Consider the following 25370-nt stretch of genomic DNA (forward strand, 5'->3'; position numbering starts at 1 on the left):
TCAAATTGTTGTTGTAGTTTAATTAGAATTTCAAAAAGGAAAACTTTTATCGATTTTGATATTTTTAAATTGTTTATTATCAGATTGTTGAAATTATTTCTGGAAAACTTCTATTTTTGTTCAAAAAATATTGTTGTAAAATTTGCTTCATCTTTCTTATTTGAGTAATATTGTAAAGTAAATTATATCGCAGGCTTCCGTCCTTAAAATATATACAAAAAATAATTAAAAAACATACAAATGACACAAAAGGTTTACACTTTTGATGAGGCGTATAACGCCGCATTGGATTACTTTAATGGCGATGAACTAGCTGCTAAAGTATGGGTAAATAAATACGCATTGAAAGATGCAGCAGGAAATATATATGAACAATCGCCTGAAGACATGCATTGGCGACTGGCTAACGAGATAGGACGAATCGAAGCCAAATATGAAAACGGTCTGACAAGTAAGGAATTGTATGACCTTTTCGACCACTTCAAATATATCGTGCCGCAGGGTAGTCCGATGACGGGCATAGGAAATAATCATCAGATTGCATCTTTATCAAACTGTTTTGTGATTGGTCTGGACGGCCCATCTGATTCTTACGGGGCGATTATCCGTATTGATGAAGAACAGGTTCAGCTGATGAAACGCCGGGGTGGGGTAGGACACGACCTTTCACATATCCGCCCTAAAGGTTCACCTGTAAAGAATTCCGCTCTGACATCTACAGGGCTGGTTCCGTTTATGGAAAGATATTCGAATTCGACACGCGAAGTTGCGCAGGACGGACGTCGCGGTGCTTTGATGTTGAGCGTATCGGTAAAGCACCCTGACTCGGAATCGTTTATTGATGCTAAAATGGTCGAAGGAAAAGTGACGGGTGCAAATGTATCTGTACGAATCGACGATGCTTTTATGCAGGCTGTGGTCGATAAAACCGAATATGCACAACAATATCCGATCGATTCGGCAAATCCGACTACGGTAAAAGATATACAAGCTACTGAGCTTTGGAAAAAGATAGTTCATAATGCATGGAAATCAGCCGAGCCGGGAGTCCTTTTCTGGGATACGATAATTAAAGAATCTGTGCCTGATTGTTATGCCGACCTTGGGTTCAAGACTATCTCTACTAACCCATGTGGTGAAATACCTTTGTGTCCGTACGATAGTTGCCGCTTGCTGGCGATCAATCTTTATTCGTATGTAGTGAATCCGTTTAAAGAAGATGCCTATTTTGACTTCGAACTGTTTAAAAAGCATGTCGGACTGGCTCAACGCATCATGGATGATATTATCGATCTGGAAACAGAAAAGATCGAAATGATTCTGGATAAAATCGGTTCAGATCCAGAAACTGATGAGGTAAGAGGGCCGGAAAAACATTTGTGGGAAAAAATCCGTAAAAAAACACTACAAGGACGCCGTACAGGTGTAGGTATTACAGCAGAAGGAGATATGATAGCAGCTATGGGCTTGCGCTATGGTACTGAGGCTGCAACAGACTTTGCAGAAAAGGTACATCGTGAACTGGCATTGGCAGCATATCGTTCTTCGGTAGAGATGGCAAAAGAGCGCGGTGCATTTGAAATCTTCGATTATGATCGTGAGAAAAATAATCCTTTCATTAATCGTCTTGCAGAAGAAGACCCGCAGTTACTTAAAGATATGAAGCAGTACGGACGCCGTAATATCGCCTGTTTGACAGTGGCTCCTACAGGAACTACAAGCTTGATGACACAATCCACATCGGGTATCGAACCTGTATTCCTGCCTGTATACAAACGCCGTCGCAAGGTTAACCCTAATGACAAAGAAGTACGCGTCGATTTTGTTGACGAAAACGGTGATTCATGGGAAGAGTACATTGTATTCCACCATAAGTTTGTGACATGGATGGAAAGCAAAGGATATCCTACTTCAAAAAAATATACAAACGAAGAAGTAGAGGCTATGGTAGCCGAATCTCCATATTATAAAGCTACATCTAACGATGTGGATTGGTTGCAAAAAGTGAAGATGCAGGGACGTATCCAGAAGTGGGTAGACCATTCTATCAGTGTAACGATCAATCTTCCGTCCGATGTTTCGGAAGAACTGGTGAATGATCTTTATATCGAAGCATGGAGAAGCGGATGTAAAGGTTGTACCGTATACCGCGACGGCTCACGTGCGGGAGTGCTTGTGGCTGCAGACGATAAAAAAGAGGAAAACTGCGAAGATTGCTACGAACGTCCTGAGATTTTACAGGAGCGTCCTCGCGAACTGGTTGCAGATGTTATCAAATTTCAGAATAATAAGGAAAAATGGATTGCATTTATCGGTTTGCATAACGGTCGCCCTTATGAAGTATTCACCGGTTTGTCGGATGATGACGAAGGCCTGATGCTGCCGAAGAATGTAAATCATGGTGTTATTATTAAAACGCTGAATGACGAAGGACAACGTTCTTACGACTTCCAGTTTAAGAATAAGAGAGGATATAAAACCACTATCGAGGGCTTGAACGGCAAATTTAATCCTGAGTTCTGGAACTATGCCAAACTTATTTCAGGAGTACTTCGCTATGGTATGCCTATCGATCAGGTGGTAAAACTCGTTCAGGGATTGGAACTGAATAGCGAAACAATCAATACTTGGAAAAACGGTGTTGAGCGTGCCCTGAAAAAATACCTGCCGAGCGATACGGAAGCCAAAGGTCAGAAATGCCCTGTGTGCGGACTGGAGACGCTTGTTTATCAGGAAGGATGTATGAAATGTACCAATTGCGGTGCATCCAAGTGCGGATAATTAATCTTTTAGTTATATAGTGAATGCGCCTCGTTCAGAAATGGATGGGGTGTTTTTTTATTCGAACCGCAGCGATTTTGCAGGATATATTTTAGCAATCAGATAAGAAGGACCGATCATCGCCAGTACGGAAAGTATAAGCGTTCCTATGTTTATCAGTAATATATGGAGTATATTGATATCGACAGGCATTTCCGATACATAGTATGTCTCTGGATCGAGTTTAACAAAGCCGAAATTCTTTTGTAAAATGAGAATAGCTAGAGCAATGATATTCCCCCAAACCATCCCCTTTACAATCAGGAATGAAGCTATATACAGGAAAGTTTTTCGTATGCTGTAATTATGGGCGCCGAGTGTTTTCAGTATTCCTATCATATTAGTGCGTTCAAGTATAATGATTAGCAGTCCTGACACCATCGTAAAAACTGAGATAGAAAACATGAGGATGATAATGACCACTACATTCATATCCAATAAGTCGAGCCAGCTGAATATCATCGGATTCATTTCCTTTACCGAGCGGGTAAGGAATGTATTGTCTTTGCGGTCGCGATAAGTCATCATTTCCACAAATACGTTGTCTTTTATACCGTCAAGCTTACCGTAGTCCTTTACAAGCAATTCGATGCCGCTCACCTCATCCTCATCCCAATTATTCAGTTTTTTAATAAGGTCGATTTCAGTTACAACAAATAGTTTGTCATAATCCTCGAAATTGGTACTGTAAATACCTGATATATAGAATTTACGGAATCTGACATTTTCACTGGAAATGAAATAACACAGGAAGTCGTCTCCCGTTTTCAGGTTAAGCTTATTTGCAATATTTTTGGAAAGTATAGCCTGATTAGCATGTGTAGTATCTTCCGGATTGATAATATTTCCGTCGACCATATTTTTTTTAAAGAAATCCCAGTCATAGCCCGTTCCTACACCTTTCAGTACAATGCCCTGAAATGAGCTGTCAGTTTTAATAATTCCGGGTTTGGTAGCGAATGTTTCGACGTGCTTTATTCCTTCCGTATTTTCTAGTTGGTTTATCAGTTCGGAATTTACACATATAGGAAGTGTTTCGTAAGTGTTATTATTGCTCAGATTAGTAATCTGGATATGTGATCCGAAGCCCACAACCTTATTTCTGACCTCTGTTTTGAAACCGATGACTATAGACAGGGCGAGTATCATAGAAGCGAGGCCGATTGCCACTCCGGCAATAGCTATCTTTATAGCAGGAGAAGAGGCACGCTTTTCTCCTTTATCTCCACCGAAATGGATGCGTTTGGCTATGAATAACTCGAAATTCAAATCAGTTTATTATGTATGTTTAAAATAAAAATCCCTGTTCACTTTGCCTTTTCCTGCCCAGATGCTTATAAGCCAAATCTGTGGCTTCTCGTCCGCGTGGCGTCCGTTTCATAAAACCTTCTTTGATAAGGAAAGGTTCATATACTTCTTCGATAGTGCCGCCATCTTCGCCTAAAGCTGTGGCTATAGTAGAGATTCCTACCGGGCCACCCTTGAATTTATCGATAAGGATAAGCAATATTTTATTATCGATCTCGTCCAGTCCGTATTTGTCTATATTCAGTGCTTCGAGCGAATAGGCAGCAATGTCCTTATCTATTTTACCCGATCCTTTTACTTGCGCAAAGTCGCGTACACGACGCAACAGCGCATTAGCTATACGCGGTGTTCCCCTGCTTCGCGAAGCAATTTCTACGGCTGCCTCCCGTGAAGTAGGTACATCTAATATATTGGCCGAACGAAGAATAATATTGGTAAGTGTTTCTATATCGTAATATTCGAGATGCATGTTGATGCCGAAACGTGCCCTTAATGGGCTGGTCAGCAATCCACTACGGGTAGTAGCACCTATCAGCGTAAACGGATTGAGGTCGATCTGAATTGAACGTGCGCTGGGGCCTTTATCTATCATAATGTCGATACGATAGTCTTCCATTGCACTATAAAGATACTCTTCGACAACAGGTGACAGACGATGTATTTCATCTATAAATAATACATCATTCGGCTCGAGTGAAGTTAATAGTCCGGCTAAGTCACCCGGCTTATCCAATACAGGGCCGGAAGTTATCTTGAAGCCGACACCTAATTCATTGGCAATAATATTTGATAATGTAGTTTTCCCAAGTCCCGGAGGGCCATGCAGCAGCGTATGGTCCAATGATTCTCCCCGCATTTTAGCAGCCGTAACAAAAACCTGCAGATTTTCTACCACTTTGCTCTGCCCGCTGAAGCTGTTGAACGTGAGGGGGCGTAAGGCGTTTTCAAATTCCTTTTCGCTGTCGTTGATATTACCCTTGTGTATGTCGAATGTTTCTTCCATAAGTATGGATGCAAATTTACATCAATATATTTAATTTACACACTTTCAACACTAATTACTGTTGTCGGGTAGGGTGCTGATAACCATAAAAGAGCCTAAATTTTGGATGTTTAACAAAAAAATAATTCCTTTGTCAATTATTTAAATGATTGAAAATGTTGGATAAAATCAGATATTGGGACGAAGAACTATTTTTATTTCTGAATAGCAAGCATATGGACTGGCTCGATCCAATCATGCTTTTTCTAAGTTCGTATACCAATTGGATACTGGCTTGCCTGCTGATGTCAATATTAATATATTATAAGGCTGAAGTATGGAAAAAGACAGGTGTTTTCTTTTTCCTTTTATCTGTAGGGATGAGTGCTTTACTTACCAATATTATAAAGCTGATTATCGAACGTCCTCGCCCTATCCACAATGAATTATGGGAAGGTACTATTCATGCTATCGAGCGGTATAGCCATAGTTTCAGCTTCTTTTCATCTCATTCGGCTACCACATTTACGATGGCTGTATTTTTTATGCTATTTTTCTGGAAGAAAAAAATTTACGGATATCTTGCACTTTTATGGGCTGCTGTAGTTGCTTACAGCCGTATTTATGTAGCGAAGCATTATCCGTTCGATGTACTGGTCGGTATATTATTCGGTATCATGATGGGGATACTGGGATATAAAGTTTTCCAGAGTTTCAAGAGAAGGAAAGAACCGTTAAAACCTTAACTTAGCCACTTCCTCACCTTTCTTTTTTCCATAAGGGAATAAGCTTTCATCAAGATAGGAAAAGCTCTGCCAATCGGATAAAACATACGAAACAGCAGTGACGGATAAATCGTCTTCTTTCCTTTTTCTATTCCTTTTACAATTTTTCTGGCTACTGTTCTTGCATCCTGAGTGGGGAAGGGGAGGGGAGTATCATTTTCGCCTGTGGCCTTGTCGAAAAATCCGGTACGGGTGGCTACAGGATAAACTGCTGTTATTTGCACATTCTTATCTTTTTCGTATCTGTATGTCTGCGTAAAATGGTGTAAAGCAGCTTTTGTAGAGCAATAAAGAGAGTATGCAGGCAGAGATGCCAGTCCGGCACCCGAAACAGTAGAGGCGAACGTAATCGACTTGCCCTCACTTACTGAAACGAGTTTTTCTAGTGAATAGATAGGTGAGAAAACATTCAGATTATATATTTTCTCAATGTGCTGCCAGTCGGGTCTCCCTAATTTTTCCAGATATGCAAATCCGGCATTGGCGATAAAAATATCGATATGTGGCATTATTTGCCCTGCATATCCGAAAACTTTATCTATGCCTTCAACAGAACTTATGTCGGCAGAATATGGATAGACAATTCCTTCCTTTTTCGGTATTTCTTCTATATGACGAGCAACAGCTATGATTTTTACATTCCTGTAATCCGAAAGAATTGATAATATCTCTTTCCCGATGCCCGACGAGGCTCCTGTAAGAATAATATTTTTGCCGTTGATTTCCATATCCTTGTTTATTTTGTATCGTTACTCCACAGTAAAGTATATAAAGAAACATCTTGTGTATGGAATTTGTTGAAATCAATTCTATAATTTCCTAGATCTGAAGTTTTTATTATATACACTTTGCCATGAACGGGAATTATTTCTTCGGGAAGTTCGAGTTCATAACCTGCATAACTTATTGCAACTTCAATGCCACCTTTCAATGTTTTCATTTTTTTAGTGGCATCGAATATATGGGGATCGACAGGATCATAAAATAAAGTATGCGCAAAAGCCTGATACATACAAATCTTTTCACATCCTTTTTCTTTTGCTGCAGTTATGGCTTCATCCAGATCGACCCGGAATTCCGACGGGTAGGGTGTATCCTTAGCTGTAAAGAATGTGATATATTTCCAGCCGAACCCAAAAGACAAACAAGTTATTACTGCAAAAAAAGTATATCTTCGCCAGACCGCTTTGCGCGTACTGATAAAAATGCCTCTTGCTACAAAATATATAAGCGGGAACCATATCACATTCCAATGATGTACACTGGGATCTACAATGAACATCGTAGGTAATGAGGCAATTAGGCATAATGCAAAGAGTGCGTCGAAAATATTTCGTTCTCCTTTTCTTTTTATCAGATAAACGATAGCAATTATAATGAAAGGAATACCCAGCAGATTATAAAATTGTCCGATGAGGTAAAAAGTATTTCTCCTGTAAGTGTCATCTCCTGTAACTAGCAGATGAATTGCATTTAATAATTGATAATATAAACTATTCCAGATACCGCCTCCATATGGTAATACTGTCGAGTCATGCCGTGCTGAACTCAATGCTGTAATAGTCAGAGGTCCTAGGCTATATTGTTCTCCTCCGGTAAATAGCTGAATGGCAAATAGTATTAAGGGGAAAAGTAATATTCCCATTGTTGTGAGGCACAAAGCGATACCGGATAGTCTTATCCTTTTCTTTCGGTACAAAAATGTAAAGATAAAAATAGTCAGAAATGGCAACATCAGCCAACTTGCCCCGTAACTATAAGCTGCAAGAACCAGAAATATGCTTGCAATTATATATTTAATATTGTTTCTCTCAGGTGAATTATAACCTAGTACAAAACAGCTTATTGCCATCAGGATAAAATCGGGTGCGAGATTACAGTCCAACGCCCAGCGACTTTTCATTATGTGCCACGGGTTTAAGGCAAATATCAGAAAGACTACAAGCAGCCAGTAAGTATTTTTCTGTGTCTTACGGAATGTATAATAGAATAATATCAGCGAGAGGCAGGATATAATTGCCATAGGCAGCCGATATACAGAAATTGATAAGCCGAATGCTTTGATAAAAGGGATGCCGAAATAGGCATAGAGGGCACTTTGGCCTGTTCCCCACGATTTCAGATACACAGGGTAAGAAGCCAAATGCTGATCTACCCCATAATAGGCAAGGCACCATGAGTCATATCCGCTTATTGCCTCATCGACATATACTCCCAAAGGAATATTTAGATTTATAAAGCGGAGTATAATGCCCAAAAACAATATTATTGCAGCACAGTAGCTGTAATTTTTATTTTCGCGGGTCTCCATAACCATTTAACTTATTTCTTTTGAATGTCAAATATAGGAAGATATTATAACGTTTTATTGTATTCCCTACAATTGGCTTATTTAATTCAGGCTTTTATCTTATCGAAGCCTTCGCCGTATACGCCGCGTACAGTACTTTGCGATATAAACGCCCTTTCGTCGATACTTTTTATCAGCCGGAACATTTCTATAGCTTCCGATCTTTTGGCCAGTACAATAATTACTTTCGACGGCTTTTTGGTATACCATCCGGTGGCATCCAAGACAGTACAGCCACGCCTCAGTTCATGGTTTATAGCATCTGCTATTATATCATATTTTTCGGAGAAGATAAGTATCTGTATAGACTGGCGGAAACCGTTTATAACGATATCGATACAGTATGTCATCACACCCATTACTATCAGGGCATACACAATCTTCTGATAATCATAAAACAAGAAATATGACGAACAAATAATGATAAAGTCGCATAATAGCATTCCGCGGCCGAAAGCAATATTCTTATACTTGTTTATGAGGGCTACAATTATATCGGTACCTCCTGTGCTCCCGTTGGCGCTGAATACCAGCCCGATACCTGTTCCGCAGAGCATACCGCCTATAACACCGGATAACAGCGGTTCATTTTTAACGATTGGCTCTTTTATATATTCCTGACAAAGAGTGAGTAAAAAAGTAAGGACAATAACCCCGAAGATAGTCTTGACCATGAACTTGAAGCCCAATAGCTTCAATGCTACAAGCAACAAAGCGCAGTTAGTAAAGAAATAAGTATATTGAAGCGGAATCTCCGTTGCATATTCCACAAGGAGCGCAATCCCGGTCAAACCTCCGGTAACGATGCCCACAGGCTTAATAAAGCCGATAAGCCCCAGCGCATAGAAAGCAAGGCCAAAGAGTATGGTCACATAATCTTTCCAATAGAATTCTTTCAGATATCTCTTCGGCATAGCTTCAAGTTTTTTCAGGGCGTTCATTTTTACAGAACAACATTAATCATTTTTTTAGGAACAAAGATGATTTTCTTAGGAGTCTTTCCGTCGAGCCATTTCTGAGCCAACTCATGTTTCAGTACGGTTTCTTCTACTTCACTCTGTACAGCATCGGCCGGAAATTCTATATCGAAACGTACTTTCCCATTGAATGCTACTCCGTAACGGAACGAGTCCTCTGCCAGATATTCTTCATTGAATGCAGGCCATTTGGTATCAAAAATGGTAGTTGTATTGCCCAATGCATGCCACAGTTCCTCTGTAACGAAAGGAGCAAAAGGGGCAAGAACAATCAGAAACTCCTGCAAAATAGCTCTTTTGCTGCACTTGGCTGCTGTTAATTCGTTTACACAAATCATAAACGCAGCCACCGATGTATTAAAAGAAAATGCTTCTATATCTGCTGAAACTTTCTTTATCAGTTTATGTAAAGATTTCAGCTCTTCTTTTGTCGGTTGTTCATCAGTCACGGCAAAAGTATCGCCTTTATAGAAAAGATTCCACATCTTGCGCAGGAAGCGGTTTACACCGTCTATACCGTTCATATCCCAAGGTTTGGATTGTTCCAACGGGCCGAGGAACATTTCATACATACGAAGCGTGTCTGCCCCGTATTTCTCGGCAACATCGTCAGGGTTTACCACATTGTGGTATCTTTTACCCATTTTTTCGACAGTCCAGCCACAGATGTATTTTCCGTCTTCGAGGATAAATTCGGCGTCTGCATATTCGGGTCTCCATGACTTGAAGGCTTCTATATCGAGTATGTCATTATTGACAAGCTTTATATCTATATGTATCTCTGTTGTTTCATACTGGTCTTTCAGATTGACGGATACGAATGTATTCGTGCCATTGATACGGTATACAAGACTGCTACGTCCCTGTATCATACCCTGATTTATCAGTTTCTTGAAAGGTTCGTCCTCACATGATATACCTATATCAAAAAGGAATTTATTCCAGAAACGGCTGTAGATAAGATGCCCTGTAGCATGTTCGGTACCGCCGATATACAGATCCACATTGCGCCAGTACTCGTCTTTTTCTTTCGAAACCAACTCTTTATCATTGTACGGATCCATATATTGCAGATAATAGGCAGATGAACCTGCAAATCCCGGCATCGTATTCAGTTCGAGTGGGAAAATAGTTTTATTATCAATTTTCGATGTGTCCACTACAACTTCGTTTACCATGTCCCAAGCCCATTTCGTTGCTCGGCCTAATGGCGGCTCTCCTGTTTCGGTAGGCAGGTATTTATCTACTTCCGGCAATTCGAGCGGTAGTTTATCGATAGGCAGCATATAAGGAAGGTCACCTTTATAGTAAACAGGGAATGGTTCGCCCCAATAACGCTGGCGCGAAAATATGGCATCGCGCAAGCGGTAATTTACCTTGATGCGTCCAAGACCTTTTTCTTTTATATATTGACGTGCTTTTTCAATAGCGTCTTTTACTTCCAGTCCATTCAGAAAACCGGAATTCATCATAATACCCTCTTTTGCGTCGAAACTTTCTTCCGATACATCACAACCTTCTACCAATGGGATGATCGGCAGATTGAAATGTTTAGCAAAAGCGTGGTCGCGACTATCGTGTCCGGGTACAGCCATAATAGCTCCTGTACCATAGCCGGCAAGCACATAATCTGCTACCCAGATAGGAATTTCCTTACCGTTGAGAGGATTAATAGCATATGCTCCGGTAAATACTCCGGTGATTTTCTTATCCATCATACGGTCGCGTTCGGTGCGACGTTTTGTAGCTTCTACGTATGCATCTACTTTTGCTTTTTGTTCCGGTAAAGTTACCTGCGAAACATAGTCGCTTTCGGGAGCAAGTACCATGAATGTTACCCCGAAAATTGTATCGGCACGGGTGGTGAAAATTTCAAAATCGATATCCGAATCTTTTACTTTAAACTTCATTTCGGCACCTTCGCTTCTACCTATCCAGTTGCGCTGCGTTTCCTTTATCGATTCGCTCCAGTCTATAGTATCCAATCCTTCCAGCAGGCGCTGTGCATAAGCCGAAACGCGCAGGCTCCACTGACGCATCAGACGTTGCTCCACAGGGTATCCGCCACGTTCAGACAAGCCATTGATGACTTCGTCGTTTGCCAATACAGTACCTAAAGCCTGACACCAGTTTACGCGTGTCTCGCTACGGTAAGCAATACGGTAATTAAGCAGTATTTCCTGTTTCTTTGTTTCCGGATATGCTTTCCATTCTTCAGCGGTGAATTCAAGTTCTTCGCTGCAAGCAATATTCATGCCTTTGGTGCCTACCTGTTCGAAAGCTTCGAGCAGTTCGGTTATCGGGTGCGCCTGTTGTTCATCGTAGCAGTAATAGCTGTTGAACATCTGTATGAACGCCCATTGCGTCCATTTATAAAATCTAGGGTCGCATGTCTGTATTTCGCGGCTCCAGTCGAAAGAGAAGCCGATTTTATCCAGCTGCTCACGGTAGCGGTTTATATTTTCTGCTGTAGTGACGGCCGGATGCTGCCCTGTCTGTATGGCATACTGCTCGGCAGGAAGTCCATATGCATCGTATCCCATAGGATGAAGCACATTGAATCCTTTCAGTCTTTTGTAACGGCTAAAGATATCGGATGCGATGTATCCGAGCGGATGCCCCACGTGCAGCCCTGCTCCTGACGGATAAGGGAACATATCGAGCACATAATATTTAAGTTTATTGCTGTCTTCTGTTACTTTGTAGGTTTTGTGGTCGATCCAATACTGGTGCCAACGTTTTTCAATCTCTTTAAAGTTGTATTCCATAACCTGGTTTTAATGTAATTTTTTACTGGCGCAAAGATAGTTATTTCTTTAGATTAATACTAACTAATATTTGTGCTTTATTTATAGTAAAAGTGCATTAGGTTAAAGAATTATATGGGATAATATCGGGATAAAATTTTATCTATAAGGAGGTAGCTGTTAGCCATTGCCTTTTAGCTTTTAGTTCTTTGAAATAGTTTTTAGTTACAAGTTACTTCGCCCTGCGGGCAGTTACAAGTTACTTAGTAATCATTGAATATTGTTACTTTTGTTACTTTTTGAATTGAAAGCTAACGGCTAAAAGCTATCAGCTAATGGCTATAAATCCGTTACTTTTGTTACCTTTTAACTAAATATGGTTAATAGATGTGAAATGTGAATTTTTACTTATATGTGACAAAGAAAATTTGAATAATACGGAAAATGCCACATTATGTAAGGTGTAAATTGCATATTTATATGTATTTTTGTAATGTCAAGTTAGCAATTATTGTATTTATGGTTATGCAATATTTAAATACTATATAATAGGATCCCCGATTCATCCTTAATATATAAGTGAAAGATATAGATTGTTGATGATAATGTAAATGAAAATCAAAAGAGTAATTGAATGTTATAAATTCCAAGAAAAGAAATCCTCAAGAAGACATGATTCATAGCCCTGAATAAATAGTTATCAGGTGGGATGTAAATTATACGGCCGGTATTGCCCAATATATCGAAGCCGTAAGAAATGATCGAAAGGCTAAATGTCTTTAGTACCGGTTGTCCGAGTCTATTGCGACTTCGACAGCTACTGCCCCTACGACGAGTGTTGTGCCCAAAGCGACTTGCCAGATTGTATTATTCGCAGGCTTCTCTATATAGAAAAAGTCACCTCTGTCGGCCATGTTACCCGGTAATTGGGATGGCTTTACAGCATTGGTCTTTATCAGATTCGACATGAAGAAATCCTGCTGGAATACCATCGGTTCATCGGGGTGGGTATATACGGTAAGGTAACTACCGAATTGTAACGGACTGTTATATTCATTGTAGTCTATCCTGTTAACGATGAAAGCTTCATATTTATTATTACTCATCTGGGCTTTCTTATATAGCTTTTTGTCTATATTCTCGAAATTCATCGCCAACCTTAAGGGTATATAGCTTATCATTGTTTTGGGAGGAATGAAACTTACATTTTTCGGAGACTCAACTTGTCCTGCAAAACTTCCGTCGGAATAACTATATGTCTGATCGGATGATATACTGTAAATCTCGGCCTGTGAATTTCCTGAAAAGCTAAGTCCATTTTTGGCATATGAGTGAGCAGTACCGTTGAGTATGAGTGCAGAGCGCTGCCAGTCTACATATAGTGGGATGTCTAATTTATTGAAAACCGTGATCTGTACAGGCGCACTTTCACCTTTGAAGCAATACGCAATCCAAAGACTATCGGTTTCAAGAAGGAAATCTCCGTTATCCACTTTCTCCATCTGCTTGTCCTTGGATGACAAAGTTGAAAAGAAATAGGTAGACGAGCATGAAGAAAGACATAATAAAAATGAAATGAAAGTGATAGCTTGTCTCATAATATAATCAGGTTTTATTATACAATATAATATTAGACTAATATAAAGTAAATAAGTAAAATCAAGAAATGTTATAAAATCTTAATAAAGATAGCAAAAAAGACAGTCTGATTATAAAGTTATATTTAAAATAATAATGAATTTATATTATTTAATTATTCTGATCGTATGGATTATTGGAATTTTTCTGGGGTTCCTCATGTTTCTCTATCTTGAAAACTGTTCGGGGAAAGATAGAAAAGACAGGGAACAAGAGTTAAAGAAAAGGCAAGATGCAACCAGGTTTGCATTAAAGGTGATGGAAATGGTCAGGGAGGGTTGCTTCCGGCGTATTCCGTATGATAATATTTTTTCTGAATATGAGAACTTATTCAGTGATCTGGAAGTATACAGAAGGTTGCATGAAGGAGGAGATTTGGCAGATAAAGATATCTCAGATATTATTGAAAGCCGAAATTCCATGTTTAATGTCAAGATGCCGATCGATTCTTATAAATTACTGTTCAAAGCGGCGTATGAAGTAAATATATATTCATATCATTACTGTGGTGGGAACGGTGAAAATTCTGATTATTCCATAGCTGAAGAGAAACAAAATACAAAAGATTTTTGCAGGTATAAAGATTCTTTCATTTATCGTATATCGGAAAATATACCGAGCTATGTCTATAAATTCAAAATAATTGTAGAGAGACGTCCGATGGCTTTGTTTATGAGCGTTTTGGATATTCCCGATAAGGGTTTCAGAGTAACATTATTTATAATTACTGAACAATATAAAGAATTGAAAAAAGCACGAAAAGACAAATCGGACATGACTTTGGTAAAATGATAAAGAGCCGTTCCTCGCGGAAGGGCCCTTTCAATTAACCTAAAAAACGTATTAATCAGGGCCTTATTCTCGGCCCTCCTGAAGATGTGTCTATAGCTATTAACATAGAGTTTGTTTGGTATTGAATCTAGTAAGTATTTTAGGCTCCAATATTACTATCTTTCAGATAATTGGAAAAGAATACTCGACGTTTAGAGTAATTTTATCGACGAATATGTGTATCTGTCTGATGATTCGGATTCCAAAATAAAAAAAAGACGGAGCACTTACCCCGTCTTTGCGATATTTGAAGATAAGGTCTTATTATAATGTTTCTTTCTTTGCTTTCATAGAAGAATAGCCAAGATAACCGATAATGACAATGTACATTGCCAATGCAAGAATCTCGGATGATCCTGTGCTCAGCCATTCTTCGTTTACCAGATTGATGCCACCGAAGCGCATCGCTGCACTTACAACTCCCATCAAAGCACCACCGGCAATAAATCCGGATGCCAACAAAGTGCCTTTTTCAAGCCGGGCGGCATTCAGTGCTTTATCTTTACTGCGGCTGCCTACGTACCAGCTTACTGCTCCCCCGATCAATAACGGGGCATTCAGTTCCATAGGGATAAACATACCCAGAGCAAATGCCAGAGCCGGAACGCGCAGCAGCGTTAATAAGATTGCAATCAATGCACCAACTCCGTATAATACCCACGGCGCACCTGCACCCATCATCAACGGTTCGATAACTGCCGCCATGGCATTGGCCTGAGGAGCCACCAAAGCGTTAGCTCCTGTAAAACCATATGTTTTATTCAATATGAGAATTACACCTCCTACCGTAGCAGCAGAAACAAGTGTACCTAAGAATTTCCATGATTGTTGTTTTGCAGGAGTGGTACCCAGCCAGTAACCGATTTTCAGGTCGGTAATGAAACCTCCTGCCATCGATAGTGCAGTACAAACCACCCCTCCGATAATAAGGGCGGCGACCATACCCGATGTACCTTTCAGACCCACGGCAACCATAATTACCGATGCGAGTATAAGTGTCATCAATGTCATGCCCGACACAGGGTTCGTGCCCACGATAGCTATAGCATTTGCTGCTACAGTGGTAAACAGGAAAGCTATAATAGCAACAACTAAAATACCTACGACAGCATATAACAGATTATTTATTACCCCGAAGTAGAAAAACAGGAAGGTAACGATCAGAGCAACGATAATACCTATAGTAATAATCTTCATCGGTAAGTCGCGTTGTGTTCGTTTATCAACTTGTTTAGTGGTTGAAGCACCACCTTTAAATTCTTTTGATGCAAGGCCGACGGCACTTTTAATGATGCTCCACGATTTGATGATGCCGATAACTCCGGCCATCGCAATACCTCCGATGCCGATATGACGTGCAAATGTGGTAAAGATAGTTTCGGGTGTCATTGTAGCAATCTCTCCGGCAAAGGTAGGATTCATAGTTGCCAACAGCGAATCGCCCAGATGCGGAAGAAGCGGCACGATAATAAACCATACAAGCGCCGAGCCTGCACAAATAATGGCTGCATATTTTAGTCCTATAATATAGCCGAGTCCTAACACAGCAGCCCCTACATTCACTTTGAATACCACTTTGGCTTTCTCTGCAAGTTCTGCTCCATATGGCAATACGCGGGTAGTAAATGTTTCAGCCCACGTGCCGAATGTTGCGATAAGGAAGTCATAAACTCCTCCGACTATACCGGCGAGGATAAGAGGCTTTGCCTGACTTCCGCCTTTTTCACCGGAAACTAATACCTGTGTAGTAGCGGTTGCTTCCGGGAATGGGTATTTACCATGCATGTCCGAAACGAAATATTTACGGAACGGAATCAGAAAGAGGATACCTAGTATACCTCCGAGCAGTGAACTAAGGAATACCTGAAAGAAGTCAACACTGATTTCGGGATATTTCGATTGAAGTATATACAATGCAGGAAGCGTAAATATGGCACCCGCAACTATTACACCGCTACTTGCGCCTATCGACTGAATGATGACATTTTCGCCCAACGCATTTTTTCGTTTGGTAGCAGTCGACAATCCCACGGCAATAATAGCTATAGGAATGGCGGCCTCGAAAACCTGTCCCACTTTCAGCCCGAGGTAGGCAGCCGCGGCACTGAACAGTACTGCCATTAATAGGCCCCACATTACCGACCACGGCGTAACTTCTTTATATTGTTTGTCGGGTGACATTATGGGTTTATATTCTTCACCCGGTTTCAACTCGCGAAAGGCATTTTCAGGCAGCCCGCTAACCTTCTCTTCATGTTCTGTTTTCACGCGTCAGCTATTTATAGGTTACAAAAGATTCAGGTGTAATTCACTTCCTGAATTTCTAACAGTACAAAACTACATTTTTTCCCCGAAAGAAAAAAGCTACCCGGCGGGCAGCTTTCAATATATCCGGTTAATCGTTATGATATGGTATATTTTTATGTTCGCACATTTCTATAATCTTTGCCTTTACAGTCATTACATCCTCATATGTAAGGCGGGTGATATCCATTTTCTTCTGCTTTTTCTCACCATTCAATAAGAAGACGATATAGCTTGTACCGATGTTTACACGGCTGACATTTGTCCAGTCTATAGTTGTTTTGATTTGTTGAGGCAAAGCAATAATAATAGAGTTGTTGTCGATTTTCAGTAGTGGGCCGGGAAGCCATAATGTGTTGCTCAATACTATTATAGTGGCAAAGATAAATCCTGCCAGTGCACAGAAGAACAAAACTCCGTACCGGCTGGCAATCCCTTCGGTAATAGTAAAATACAAGGTGAATCCGGCCAGATAAATTCCGGTTATAATATTCGCTATCTTCCTTGTTTGGGAGATTTCTCCATAATTGATGTTCAATTCGTTCATATTCTTATTGTTTTAATATGTCTGTTTTCAATTCTTACAGATGTCCTGTATTATCAATCCCGCCAGCGTGAATCCGAAAATGGCTGTTATATGTACCAGAGTTCCATTTGTCTGCGCCTTCACACTCGGGTTGTCTTCCTTTAGTAACTGTGAGCTTTTCGATTCATCGTTTTCGTATTTCAGTCCTTTATTTTCCAGTAATTCGTCGCTATACACACACATCACTTTTTTTGCAGGCTTTTGTCCCTGCTTCATCTTCCGGCGAAGAGCGGCAGCAAGAGGACAACCTTTGACTTTCCAGAATTCAGCAGTCTTTATTTTGGTCGGGTCAATTTTTAATGCGGCACCCATCGATGAAAAGACTTTCGCTTTGGTACGGCTTGCCGTGTTTATTAAGTGCAACTTGTGCTTGAGGCTGTCTATGGCGTCGATAATATAATCGTATCCGTTAAGATTGAAAGAGTCTGAAGTTTCTTCGCTGTATACTCCGGCTATAGCTGTTATTTCAGCATCGGGATTTATATCCAGCAACCGTGCTTTCAAAACTTCTACTTTACGTTGGCCTACTGTTTTTGTTGTTGCCATCAGCTGACGGTTGATATTCGTTTCGCATACAAAATCGGAATCCACAATAGTAAGATATTTCACTCCTGTACGGATTAGGCTTTCGGCACACCAGCTGCCTACTCCCCCTACACCGAAAAGGATAACCCGTTTTTCGGCTATTTTGTTCATTGTGTCGCTGCCGAGCAGTAACTCTGCCCGTTTGAATATACCTTTTTCCTGTTGCATGCTTTATTGTTCTCTTTTTCGGGATGTAAAATTACAATAAATATCTTGGGTTTTCATCTTAAGAAAATAATCATGTATCTTTGCACCTCAAAGATTTACATCCTATAACTTTTGCAGGATTAATAAATTGCCGGATAAAAGTACGATAATAATAGCCAAACATTAATATACAACTATGAACATATTACTACTGGGAAGCGGAGGACGCGAAAATGCACTTGCTTGGAAAATGGTGCAAAGTACGAAACTGGATAAACTATACGTTGCACCCGGCAATGCAGGCACGCACCAGATTGCGGAAAATGTGAACTTGTCTGCAACCGATTTTCCGGCAGTAAAGCAATTTATTCTTGCTAAGAATATCGATATGGTTGTTGTTGGGCCGGAAGAGCCGCTGGTGAAAGGGATTTACGATTATTTGGCTAACGAACCCGAAACTAAAAATATACCCGTTATCGGCCCATCGAAAGAGGGGGCGCAACTGGAAGGTAGCAAGGACTTTGCAAAGCAATTCATGATGCGGCATAATATCCCTACTGCCCGTTATAAGAGTTTTACATTAGACGAATTGGAAGAAGCCTATTGTTTTCTTGAGGAACTGGAAGCTCCTTATGTATTGAAAGCTGATGGATTGGCTGCAGGAAAAGGAGTATTGATTCTAAATAATCTGACAGAAGCAAAAAAAGAGTTGAAAAGTATGCTTGGAGGGATGTTTGGAGATGCCAGCAGGACGGTGGTGATAGAAGAGTTTCTTTCAGGTATCGAATGTTCGGTATTTGTATTAACGGACGGTGATTCTTATAAGATACTGCCTGTAGCGAAAGATTATAAGCGTATCGGTGAGGGAGATACCGGATTGAACACCGGAGGTATGGGCGCGGTTTCTCCCGTTTCGTTTGCTGATGATGTATTCATGAATAAGGTAGAAGAACGCATCGTTATACCAACTGTCGAAGGGTTGAAAAAAGACAATATTATATACAAAGGTTTTATTTTTCTTGGACTGATAGAGGTGAAAGGCGAACCGATGGTAATCGAATATAACGTGCGCATGGGCGACCCTGAAACAGAAGTTGTAATGCTGCGTATCAAGTCGGATTTGGTAGAATTATTCGAAGGCGTAGCAAATAAGACGCTTGATAAGGTAGCTTTGGAAGAAGACGACCAATATGCCGTAACAGTAATGCTTGTATCTGGCGGATATCCGGGCGACTATGAAAAAAATAAGGTAATGACCGGACTGGATGAGGTAAAAGACAGTATTCTTTTCCATGCCGGGACAAAATTATCAGATGGCAATGTGCTGACAAGTGGTGGTCGTGTAATTGCAATCAGTTCATACGGGAACACAAAAGAAGAGGCTCTTACCAAATCATATAAAATTGCAGAAGTGGTATCTTTCGATAAGAAATACTACCGGAAGGATATCGGCTTCGACCTGAAATAAATGGCAGCAGTACCAAGATCATATAAAAAGAATGTTGCGGAGGGCAATGGGATATTTATACTTTCCATTGTAATAGCCGTTATTATCCGCATTGTCTATTTTATATATTTCGGTATAACGACTGACTATTCCGTCAACGGATATTTGTGGAAACCTCTTGTGCCTTATTTTAGTAATGATCTGGCTTCTTTTATATGCAGCGGTTTGTTTGTTGGAGGGATGGCATTCTTTTCTTCTCATATCAATACAGCCCATGTATTGATCCGCAGGAAGACTTTATTGCCTCCTGCCGTAATCATTCTTCTGTTTAGCTGCAATCCGCGATTTATTTCCATGTCGGGCGAGTATGTAAGTGCATTGCTGGCTTTGTATGTGATCTTTATTTTATTTGAGGCCTATAATAGTATAGATAAACAGATATATGCGTTTAAGACGGGGTTCATTGTTGCATTGGGAAGTTTGTTCACTCCTGTAATGCTCATATATCTGCCTCTCCTGTGGATTGCTTTGGGCATTATGAGATGTTTCAATTTTAAGGCATTCCTTGCTACATTAATGGGTGCTCTTATCTTGTATTTCCCTGCTTTTTCTTTCTTTTTGTTTACCGATGATATAGACACTTTCCTCTTACCTTTTGTTTCACTTGACTCTCAGTTATTGGCCGATTTTCCGTTTTATAATTTTGATATAGGGAATTGGGTGATACTGGTGTATTCAATAGTGTTGCTGACTGTAATAATTACCGATAACTATATCAACCGCCATAAAGATAAGATCAGGATAAGGGCTTATCTTGCGCTGTTGGGTTCCACTTCGGTGTTTGCAGTCTTGGCATATTTATTTTTGAATATTGACCCACTATTGAATATCTATATTGCATTGATAGCCGGATCTTTGTTATTGTCCCATTTTTTTGCTCTGGTGGAACAGAAATCCAGCGTGATTATTTTTTACATATCTTCCATAGTGTATTTTCTGTTCAGCTTTTTACCTTTTTTATCTTTATAAATAAAACATTATAAGATTATTGTACGTTCTTTATTTATGATGAATATGCTTATGAATATTTAATAAATAGATGAATAAATAACTAAAAAGATAAAATCGAAATGAAACCACTATTGACAATCATATTTGCAGCTCTTTTTTTAATGGGTTGTAAATCTACAGACAGCTTATCGAAGCAGGAAACCATAGCACAGATTACGGATAAAATAGAATCACAGAATTATAGATTTGTACCCACTACCGCTTTGCCTACCGGAGGCCGGTCTGTAAATTTGAGTTATTCATACTCGTTAAGAGTTTCCAAAGACTCGGTAGATTCCTATCTTCCTTATTTTGGAAGGGCGTATGTAGCACCATCCCCAACAGATGAGGGAGGTATAAAATTTGTAAGTACCGACTTTGGCTACACCGTCACTAAAAAGAAAAAAGATATGTGGGAAATCGAAATTAAACCCAATGATAACTCAAAAAGGTACCAGTTAAACCTGCAAATCGGAGATACAGGATATGCAACTCTGTCAGTGAGAGATAACAATCGGCAATCAATAAGTTTTTATGGAAAGATAGAATAAATATATAATATTTCACCTTCTATGACTCTTTTTTTAAGTATAAAAGTCATATATTTGGAAAATTATTACTTATTTCGCATCTCTAAAAGGGACGCCAAATACTTTTGAATATTTATTTATGCAAATATCTTTCACTGCAGAGCAAATCGCCACAGTATTAAATGGTACAATAGAAGGTGATCCTTCGGTTGTAGTGAATAATTTTTCCAGAATCGAAGAGGGTAAGCCCGGAACACTGACTTTTTTAGCGAATCCTAAATACACACATTTTATTTATCAGACAGAAGCCAGCATTGTTTTGGTTAACAATGATTTCGTGGCGGAGCAACCCGTTAAGGCAACATTAATACGTTGCTTTAATGCATATGCTGCGCTTGCAGTTCTGTTGGAAATGGTAGAGAAAACGAAACCTCGGAAATCGGGTATCGAGCCTATGTCATATATTGCTCCAAGCGCTAAAGTAGGAGAGAATATATATGTAGGAGCATTTACTTACATTGCTGAGAATGTAAAAATAGGAAATAACACCCAGATATATCCGCAGGTCTACATTGGTGAAAATGTTACTGTGGGAGATAATACAATAATATATCCCGGAGCCAAAATATATCAGGGGTGTATTGTCGGCAATGACTGTATTATACATGCCGGAGTCGTTATCGGCAGCGATGGATTCGGCTTTGCTCCTGAAAACGGGGCTTATAAAAAGATACCTCAAATGGGAATCGTTATCGTAGAGGACGACGTTGAGATAGGTGCTAATACTACTATCGATCGTGCAGTCATGGATGCTACGATTATACATAAAGGAGTTAAATTAGACAACCTTATCCAGATTGCCCATAATGTAGAGGTTGGGGAAAATACAGTTATGGCAGCACAAGTCGGCATTTCCGGATCTACAAAAGTAGGTAAGCATTGCATGTTTGGAGGACAGGTCGGTTTGGGCGGGCACATTACTATCGGGGACGATGCCAATATAGGTGCACAATCCGGTATCATCAGTAATGTAGAGTCAGGTGCAAAAATAATAGGAGCGCCTGCTATTCCGGTGAGAGATTTTTTCAGATCCAGCGTGGTGTTCCCTAAATTACCGGAAATGTATCGTCAAATGGCTAAAATGCAAAAGGAAATAGACGAGTTAAAATCTAACCAGAACAAATAAGAATCATTTATTAAAAAAGAATGAGCAAGCAACATACGCTGAAAAGCAGTTTTACTTTACACGGAAAAGGTTTACATACAGGACTACCAATTACAATAACATTTAATCCGGCTCCTGAAAACCATGGCTACAAAATAAAAAGAGTTGACTTGGAAAATCAGCCGGTAATCGATGTGTTGGCCGAAAATGTTGGTAATACTCAAAGGGGTACTGTTCTTATAAAAGACGGTGTGCAGGTGAGCACGATAGAGCATGCTATGGCAGCACTTTATGCATTGAGAGTAGACAATTGTTTGATAGAAGTAAATGCTCCTGAATTCCCGATTCTTGATGGTAGTTCAATACAGTATGTTCAGTCTATATACGGAGTTGGCACAGTGGAGCAAACCGAAGAAAGGGATTACTTTATCGTTCGCCAGAAAATGGAAGTGGTGGATGAAGAAACCGGCTCGAGGCTGACACTTTTACCTGACGACCGTTTTTGTATAAACTCGTTTATAGAATTTGAATCCAAATATATACCTAATCAATCTGCTTCATTAGAAGATCTGGATGATTTTTCGAAGGATATTGCTAGTTCCCGTACATTCGTATTCGTACGTGAAATACAGAAATTACGTGATGCCGGCTTGATAAAAGGAGGTGACTTGGATAATGCCATAGTAATTTATGAACGCCAAATTTCCCAGAACGAACTGGACAGTTTAGCCGATCTATTAGGTGTACCTCATAAGAATGCTTCTGAATTAGGATACTTGAATAATAAACAAATCCAGTATCCGAATGAGCCTGCACGTCATAAGCTCCTCGATATAATAGGAGATATGGCACTCATCGGAAAACCCATAAAAGGGCGTATTATAGCTACACGTCCGGGCCATAAGATCAATAATAAACTGGCTCGTCTTATACGTAAACAAATTAAATTGAATGAAGTACAACCTCCTATTTACGACCCGAATAAAGAGGCTGTTTTTGATATAAAAAGGATAAAAGAATTATTGCCGCACAGATATCCTTTTCTGATGGTAGACAGAGTTATTGAAATCGGAAGAAAGCATATTGTCGGAATAAAAAACCTGAGTGTAAACGAATTGTTTTTTCAGGGGCATTTTCCTCAGGAACCCGTTATGCCCGGAGTCCTTCAAATAGAGGCAATGGCTCAGATAGGAGGCCTTCTTGTCCTTTCGCAGGTGGAAGAACCTGAGAGATATTCTACTTATTTTCTTAAAATTGATAATGTAAAATTCAGGAATAAGGCAGTTCCCGGAGATACGCTTGTTTTCAGGCTTAATATGATGTCTGAAATCCGAAGAGGTATAGCCAACATGAAGGGATATGCTTTTATCGGAGATAAGCTTGTTTCTGAGGCCGAATTTACAGCCCAAATCGTGAAAAACAAATAACTAACTAAACAATCATGTCAAATATATCCCAGCAAGCCTATATTCATCCCGAGGCAATATTAGGTGAAAATATTACTATAGAGCCATTTTCGTTCATCGATAAAAATGTAGAAATCGGAGATGGTACAATTATTATGTCAGGTGCAAACATAAGGGAAGGTTCACGTGTAGGTAAGAATTGCCGGATTTCTCCCGGTGCGGTTATCGGAGGTACTCCGCAAGACCTCAAATTTAAAGGGGAAGATAGTCTGGCAATTGTAGGAGATAATACTACTGTAAGGGAATGCGTTACTATAAACAGGGGTACTGCATCCAAAGGATATACAAAAGTAGGCAGCAACTGTCTTTTGATGGCGTATAGCCATATCGCACACGACTGTATCCTCGGTGACTATGTTATAGTCGGAAATGCTACCCAATTAGCAGGTGAGGTAGAAGTCGAGCATCATGCCATATTGAGCGGAGGAACGCTTGTTCACCAGTTTTCGCGCATTGGCGCTCATGTGATGATACAGGGTGGAACCCGTCTGGGAAAAGATATCCCACCATATATTATTGCAGGGCGTGAGCCTGTATGCTATTCCGGGGTTAACCTTGTAGGGCTCAGGAGAAACGGTTATCCAAATGAAAAGATAAACGAGATACAGGAAATATACCGTATAATCTATCAATCCGGATATAACTTCACGGATGCAATAAATAAGATAGAGAAGGATTTTGAAGAAACTGCAGAGATGAGACTGATTGTTGATTTCGTGAAAAGTTCTGCCCGTGGAATCGTAAGGGGATATATGGGTTAAAAGTTTTCCGGAGATGGAAGGCCTTTAATGAAGGCTCCTTAAGTCGATTATCTTACAATCAAATGAAGAATAAAATACAAAGAATTATCTTCCGCTTTTTAAGCCTTGAGAATTACTTGCGGTTTTTGCAGAGATCATTTTTTGTAATGTATAGATTAGGTTTCCTCAAGAATAACAAAGAATACGAATATCATTATTATATAAAGCACCTCATACATGAGGGAGATACTGTAATTGATATAGGAGCCAACCTCGGTTATTACTCCATATTGATGTCATCTTTAGTCGGCTCATTCGGCAGAGTCTATTCCGTAGAACCAATAGCGCTTTATAACAAAATTTTCAACGAAAAAGCCCGTAAGCGCCAGAATATTACACTATATCCTTATGCTTTAGGAAAAGAAGAGAAAGATGTGACGCTGGTATGTTCTCCGAATGTGGGATACTTGCGAACCGGTTTGCCTCATGTCTATGATTCGAAAAAAGACGGTGACATTAAAGCGCAGGAATTTACTTTCGATGCTAAGATGAAGATTCCTTCCGTTCTGTTTTCATCTCTCGATAAGCTCGACTATATCAAATGTGATATCGAAGGTTTCGAATATGTCGTACTTTCGGATATGAAAGATATCATTGCAAAATATAAGCCTGTTGTTCAGGTGGAGGTATGGGGTGACAACGAATCATTTATTAAAGAACTGTTTGCTGAACTGGAATATATTCCTTGTAAAATACATAACGGTCATTTGACATCGAATGCCGATATTGTAGGAAATACTAACGGGGATTATATTTTCATTCATAAAAAAAGTCCTAAGCTACCTTCTTAAGTCTTTCATACAGCGACATTATACAACCCTAACTATCTTTATTAAAATTGACTTTCCTTTT

20 protein-coding genes are annotated in these 25370 nt (G+C 39.8%); 10 read left to right on the forward strand and 10 right to left on the reverse strand.

The window, feature by feature from the left end:
* The first annotated feature begins 240 nt into the window (after positions 1-240).
* On the forward strand, positions 241-2781 hold the full coding sequence (locus tag K348_RS0105375; RefSeq protein WP_029903708.1) for an adenosylcobalamin-dependent ribonucleoside-diphosphate reductase: 2541 nt from the start codon (positions 241-243) through the stop codon (positions 2779-2781).
* A gap of 57 nt (positions 2782-2838) precedes the next feature.
* On the opposite strand, the gene K348_RS0105380 is transcribed toward K348_RS0105375, so the two are convergent.
* Together K348_RS0105380 and ruvB are read right to left on the reverse strand one after the other, a co-directional pair.
* On the reverse strand, positions 2839-4089 hold the full coding sequence (locus K348_RS0105380; protein ID WP_029903710.1) for an FtsX-like permease family protein: 1251 nt from the start codon (positions 4087-4089) through the stop codon (positions 2839-2841).
* Between the two features lie 19 nt (positions 4090-4108).
* A complete protein-coding gene (ruvB, locus tag K348_RS0105385) occupies positions 4109-5131 on the reverse strand; it encodes a Holliday junction branch migration DNA helicase RuvB (RefSeq protein WP_029903713.1) in 1023 nt (340 codons plus the stop codon).
* 155 nt (positions 5132-5286) lie between these two features.
* On the opposite strand from ruvB, the gene K348_RS0105390 reads away from it, so the two are divergent.
* Positions 5287-5856 (forward strand): phosphatase PAP2 family protein, encoded by a 570-nt coding sequence (locus K348_RS0105390; RefSeq protein WP_029903715.1) that lies wholly within the window; start codon positions 5287-5289, stop codon positions 5854-5856.
* Here K348_RS0105390 and K348_RS0105395 read toward each other — a convergent pair.
* The 5 genes from K348_RS0105395 to K348_RS0105415 form a co-directional block, all read right to left on the reverse strand.
* Entirely contained in the window at positions 5853-6623 is a 771-nt protein-coding gene (locus tag K348_RS0105395) for an SDR family oxidoreductase (protein WP_029903717.1), read from the reverse strand. The genes K348_RS0105390 and K348_RS0105395 overlap by 4 nt on opposite strands.
* A gap of 8 nt (positions 6624-6631) precedes the next feature.
* Positions 6632-8206 carry a glycosyltransferase family 39 protein gene (locus K348_RS0105400; protein ID WP_156032785.1) on the reverse strand — a complete coding sequence of 525 codons (1575 nt, stop codon included), beginning with the start codon at positions 8204-8206 and terminating at the stop codon, positions 6632-6634.
* 86 nt (positions 8207-8292) lie between these two features.
* Entirely contained in the window at positions 8293-9159 is an 867-nt protein-coding gene (locus K348_RS0105405) for a YitT family protein (protein WP_029903721.1), read from the reverse strand.
* A gap of 29 nt (positions 9160-9188) precedes the next feature.
* Positions 9189-11990: a leucine--tRNA ligase gene (gene leuS / locus K348_RS0105410; RefSeq protein ID WP_029903723.1), complete on the reverse strand. Its 2802-nt coding sequence runs from the start codon at positions 11988-11990 to the stop codon at positions 9189-9191.
* Positions 11991-12748: 758 nt separating this feature from the next.
* Positions 12749-13567 carry a hypothetical protein gene (locus K348_RS0105415; RefSeq protein WP_156032787.1) on the reverse strand — a complete coding sequence of 273 codons (819 nt, stop codon included), beginning with the start codon at positions 13565-13567 and terminating at the stop codon, positions 12749-12751.
* Positions 13568-13703: 136 nt separating this feature from the next.
* Here K348_RS0105415 and K348_RS0105420 point away from each other — a divergent pair, with 136 nt between their 5' ends.
* Positions 13704-14399 carry a hypothetical protein gene (locus K348_RS0105420; RefSeq protein WP_029903727.1) on the forward strand — a complete coding sequence of 232 codons (696 nt, stop codon included), beginning with the start codon at positions 13704-13706 and terminating at the stop codon, positions 14397-14399.
* Between the two features lie 303 nt (positions 14400-14702).
* Here K348_RS0105420 and K348_RS0105425 read toward each other — a convergent pair whose 3' ends face one another.
* From K348_RS0105425 to K348_RS0105435, 3 genes are all read right to left on the reverse strand, one after another.
* Entirely contained in the window at positions 14703-16706 is a 2004-nt protein-coding gene (locus K348_RS0105425; protein WP_029903729.1) for an OPT family oligopeptide transporter, read from the reverse strand.
* Positions 16707-16833: 127 nt separating this feature from the next.
* Positions 16834-17289, reverse strand: a complete 456-nt coding sequence (locus tag K348_RS0105430) for a hypothetical protein (protein ID WP_029903732.1) — start codon at positions 17287-17289, stop codon at positions 16834-16836.
* A 27-nt stretch (positions 17290-17316) separates the two neighbouring features.
* Positions 17317-18081: a ThiF family adenylyltransferase gene (locus K348_RS0105435; protein WP_029903734.1), complete on the reverse strand. Its 765-nt coding sequence runs from the start codon at positions 18079-18081 to the stop codon at positions 17317-17319.
* Positions 18082-18256: 175 nt separating this feature from the next.
* Here K348_RS0105435 and purD point away from each other — a divergent pair, with 175 nt between their 5' ends.
* The 7 genes from purD to K348_RS0105470 all read left to right on the forward strand — a co-directional run bounded on the left by purD (position 18257) and on the right by K348_RS0105470 (position 25309).
* Positions 18257-19528, forward strand: a complete 1272-nt coding sequence (purD, locus tag K348_RS0105440; protein ID WP_029903736.1) for a phosphoribosylamine--glycine ligase — start codon at positions 18257-18259, stop codon at positions 19526-19528.
* Complete coding sequence (locus K348_RS0105445) at positions 19529-20536, forward strand: hypothetical protein (protein WP_029903738.1); 1008 nt, start codon at positions 19529-19531, stop codon at positions 20534-20536.
* 101 nt (positions 20537-20637) lie between these two features.
* Complete coding sequence (locus tag K348_RS0105450) at positions 20638-21108, forward strand: DUF4251 domain-containing protein (protein WP_029903740.1); 471 nt, start codon at positions 20638-20640, stop codon at positions 21106-21108.
* Between the two features lie 124 nt (positions 21109-21232).
* Positions 21233-22273: a UDP-3-O-(3-hydroxymyristoyl)glucosamine N-acyltransferase gene (lpxD, locus tag K348_RS0105455; RefSeq protein WP_029903741.1), complete on the forward strand. Its 1041-nt coding sequence runs from the start codon at positions 21233-21235 to the stop codon at positions 22271-22273.
* Positions 22274-22293: 20 nt separating this feature from the next.
* On the forward strand, positions 22294-23679 hold the full coding sequence (locus K348_RS0105460; RefSeq protein WP_029903743.1) for a bifunctional UDP-3-O-[3-hydroxymyristoyl] N-acetylglucosamine deacetylase/3-hydroxyacyl-ACP dehydratase: 1386 nt from the start codon (positions 22294-22296) through the stop codon (positions 23677-23679).
* A 14-nt stretch (positions 23680-23693) separates the two neighbouring features.
* Positions 23694-24479 carry an acyl-ACP--UDP-N-acetylglucosamine O-acyltransferase gene (gene lpxA, locus K348_RS0105465; protein WP_029903745.1) on the forward strand — a complete coding sequence of 262 codons (786 nt, stop codon included), beginning with the start codon at positions 23694-23696 and terminating at the stop codon, positions 24477-24479.
* A 146-nt stretch (positions 24480-24625) separates the two neighbouring features.
* The gene (locus K348_RS0105470; protein ID WP_051697646.1) at positions 24626-25309 is read left to right on the forward strand and encodes an FkbM family methyltransferase; all 684 of its coding nucleotides are present in this window, start codon (positions 24626-24628) and stop codon (positions 25307-25309) included.
* The last annotated feature ends 61 nt before the right edge of the window (positions 25310-25370 follow it).

Origin of the sequence: Prevotella sp. 10(H), assembly GCF_000711235.1 — a bacterium.
Lineage (GTDB): Bacteria > Bacteroidota > Bacteroidia > Bacteroidales > Dysgonomonadaceae > Dysgonomonas.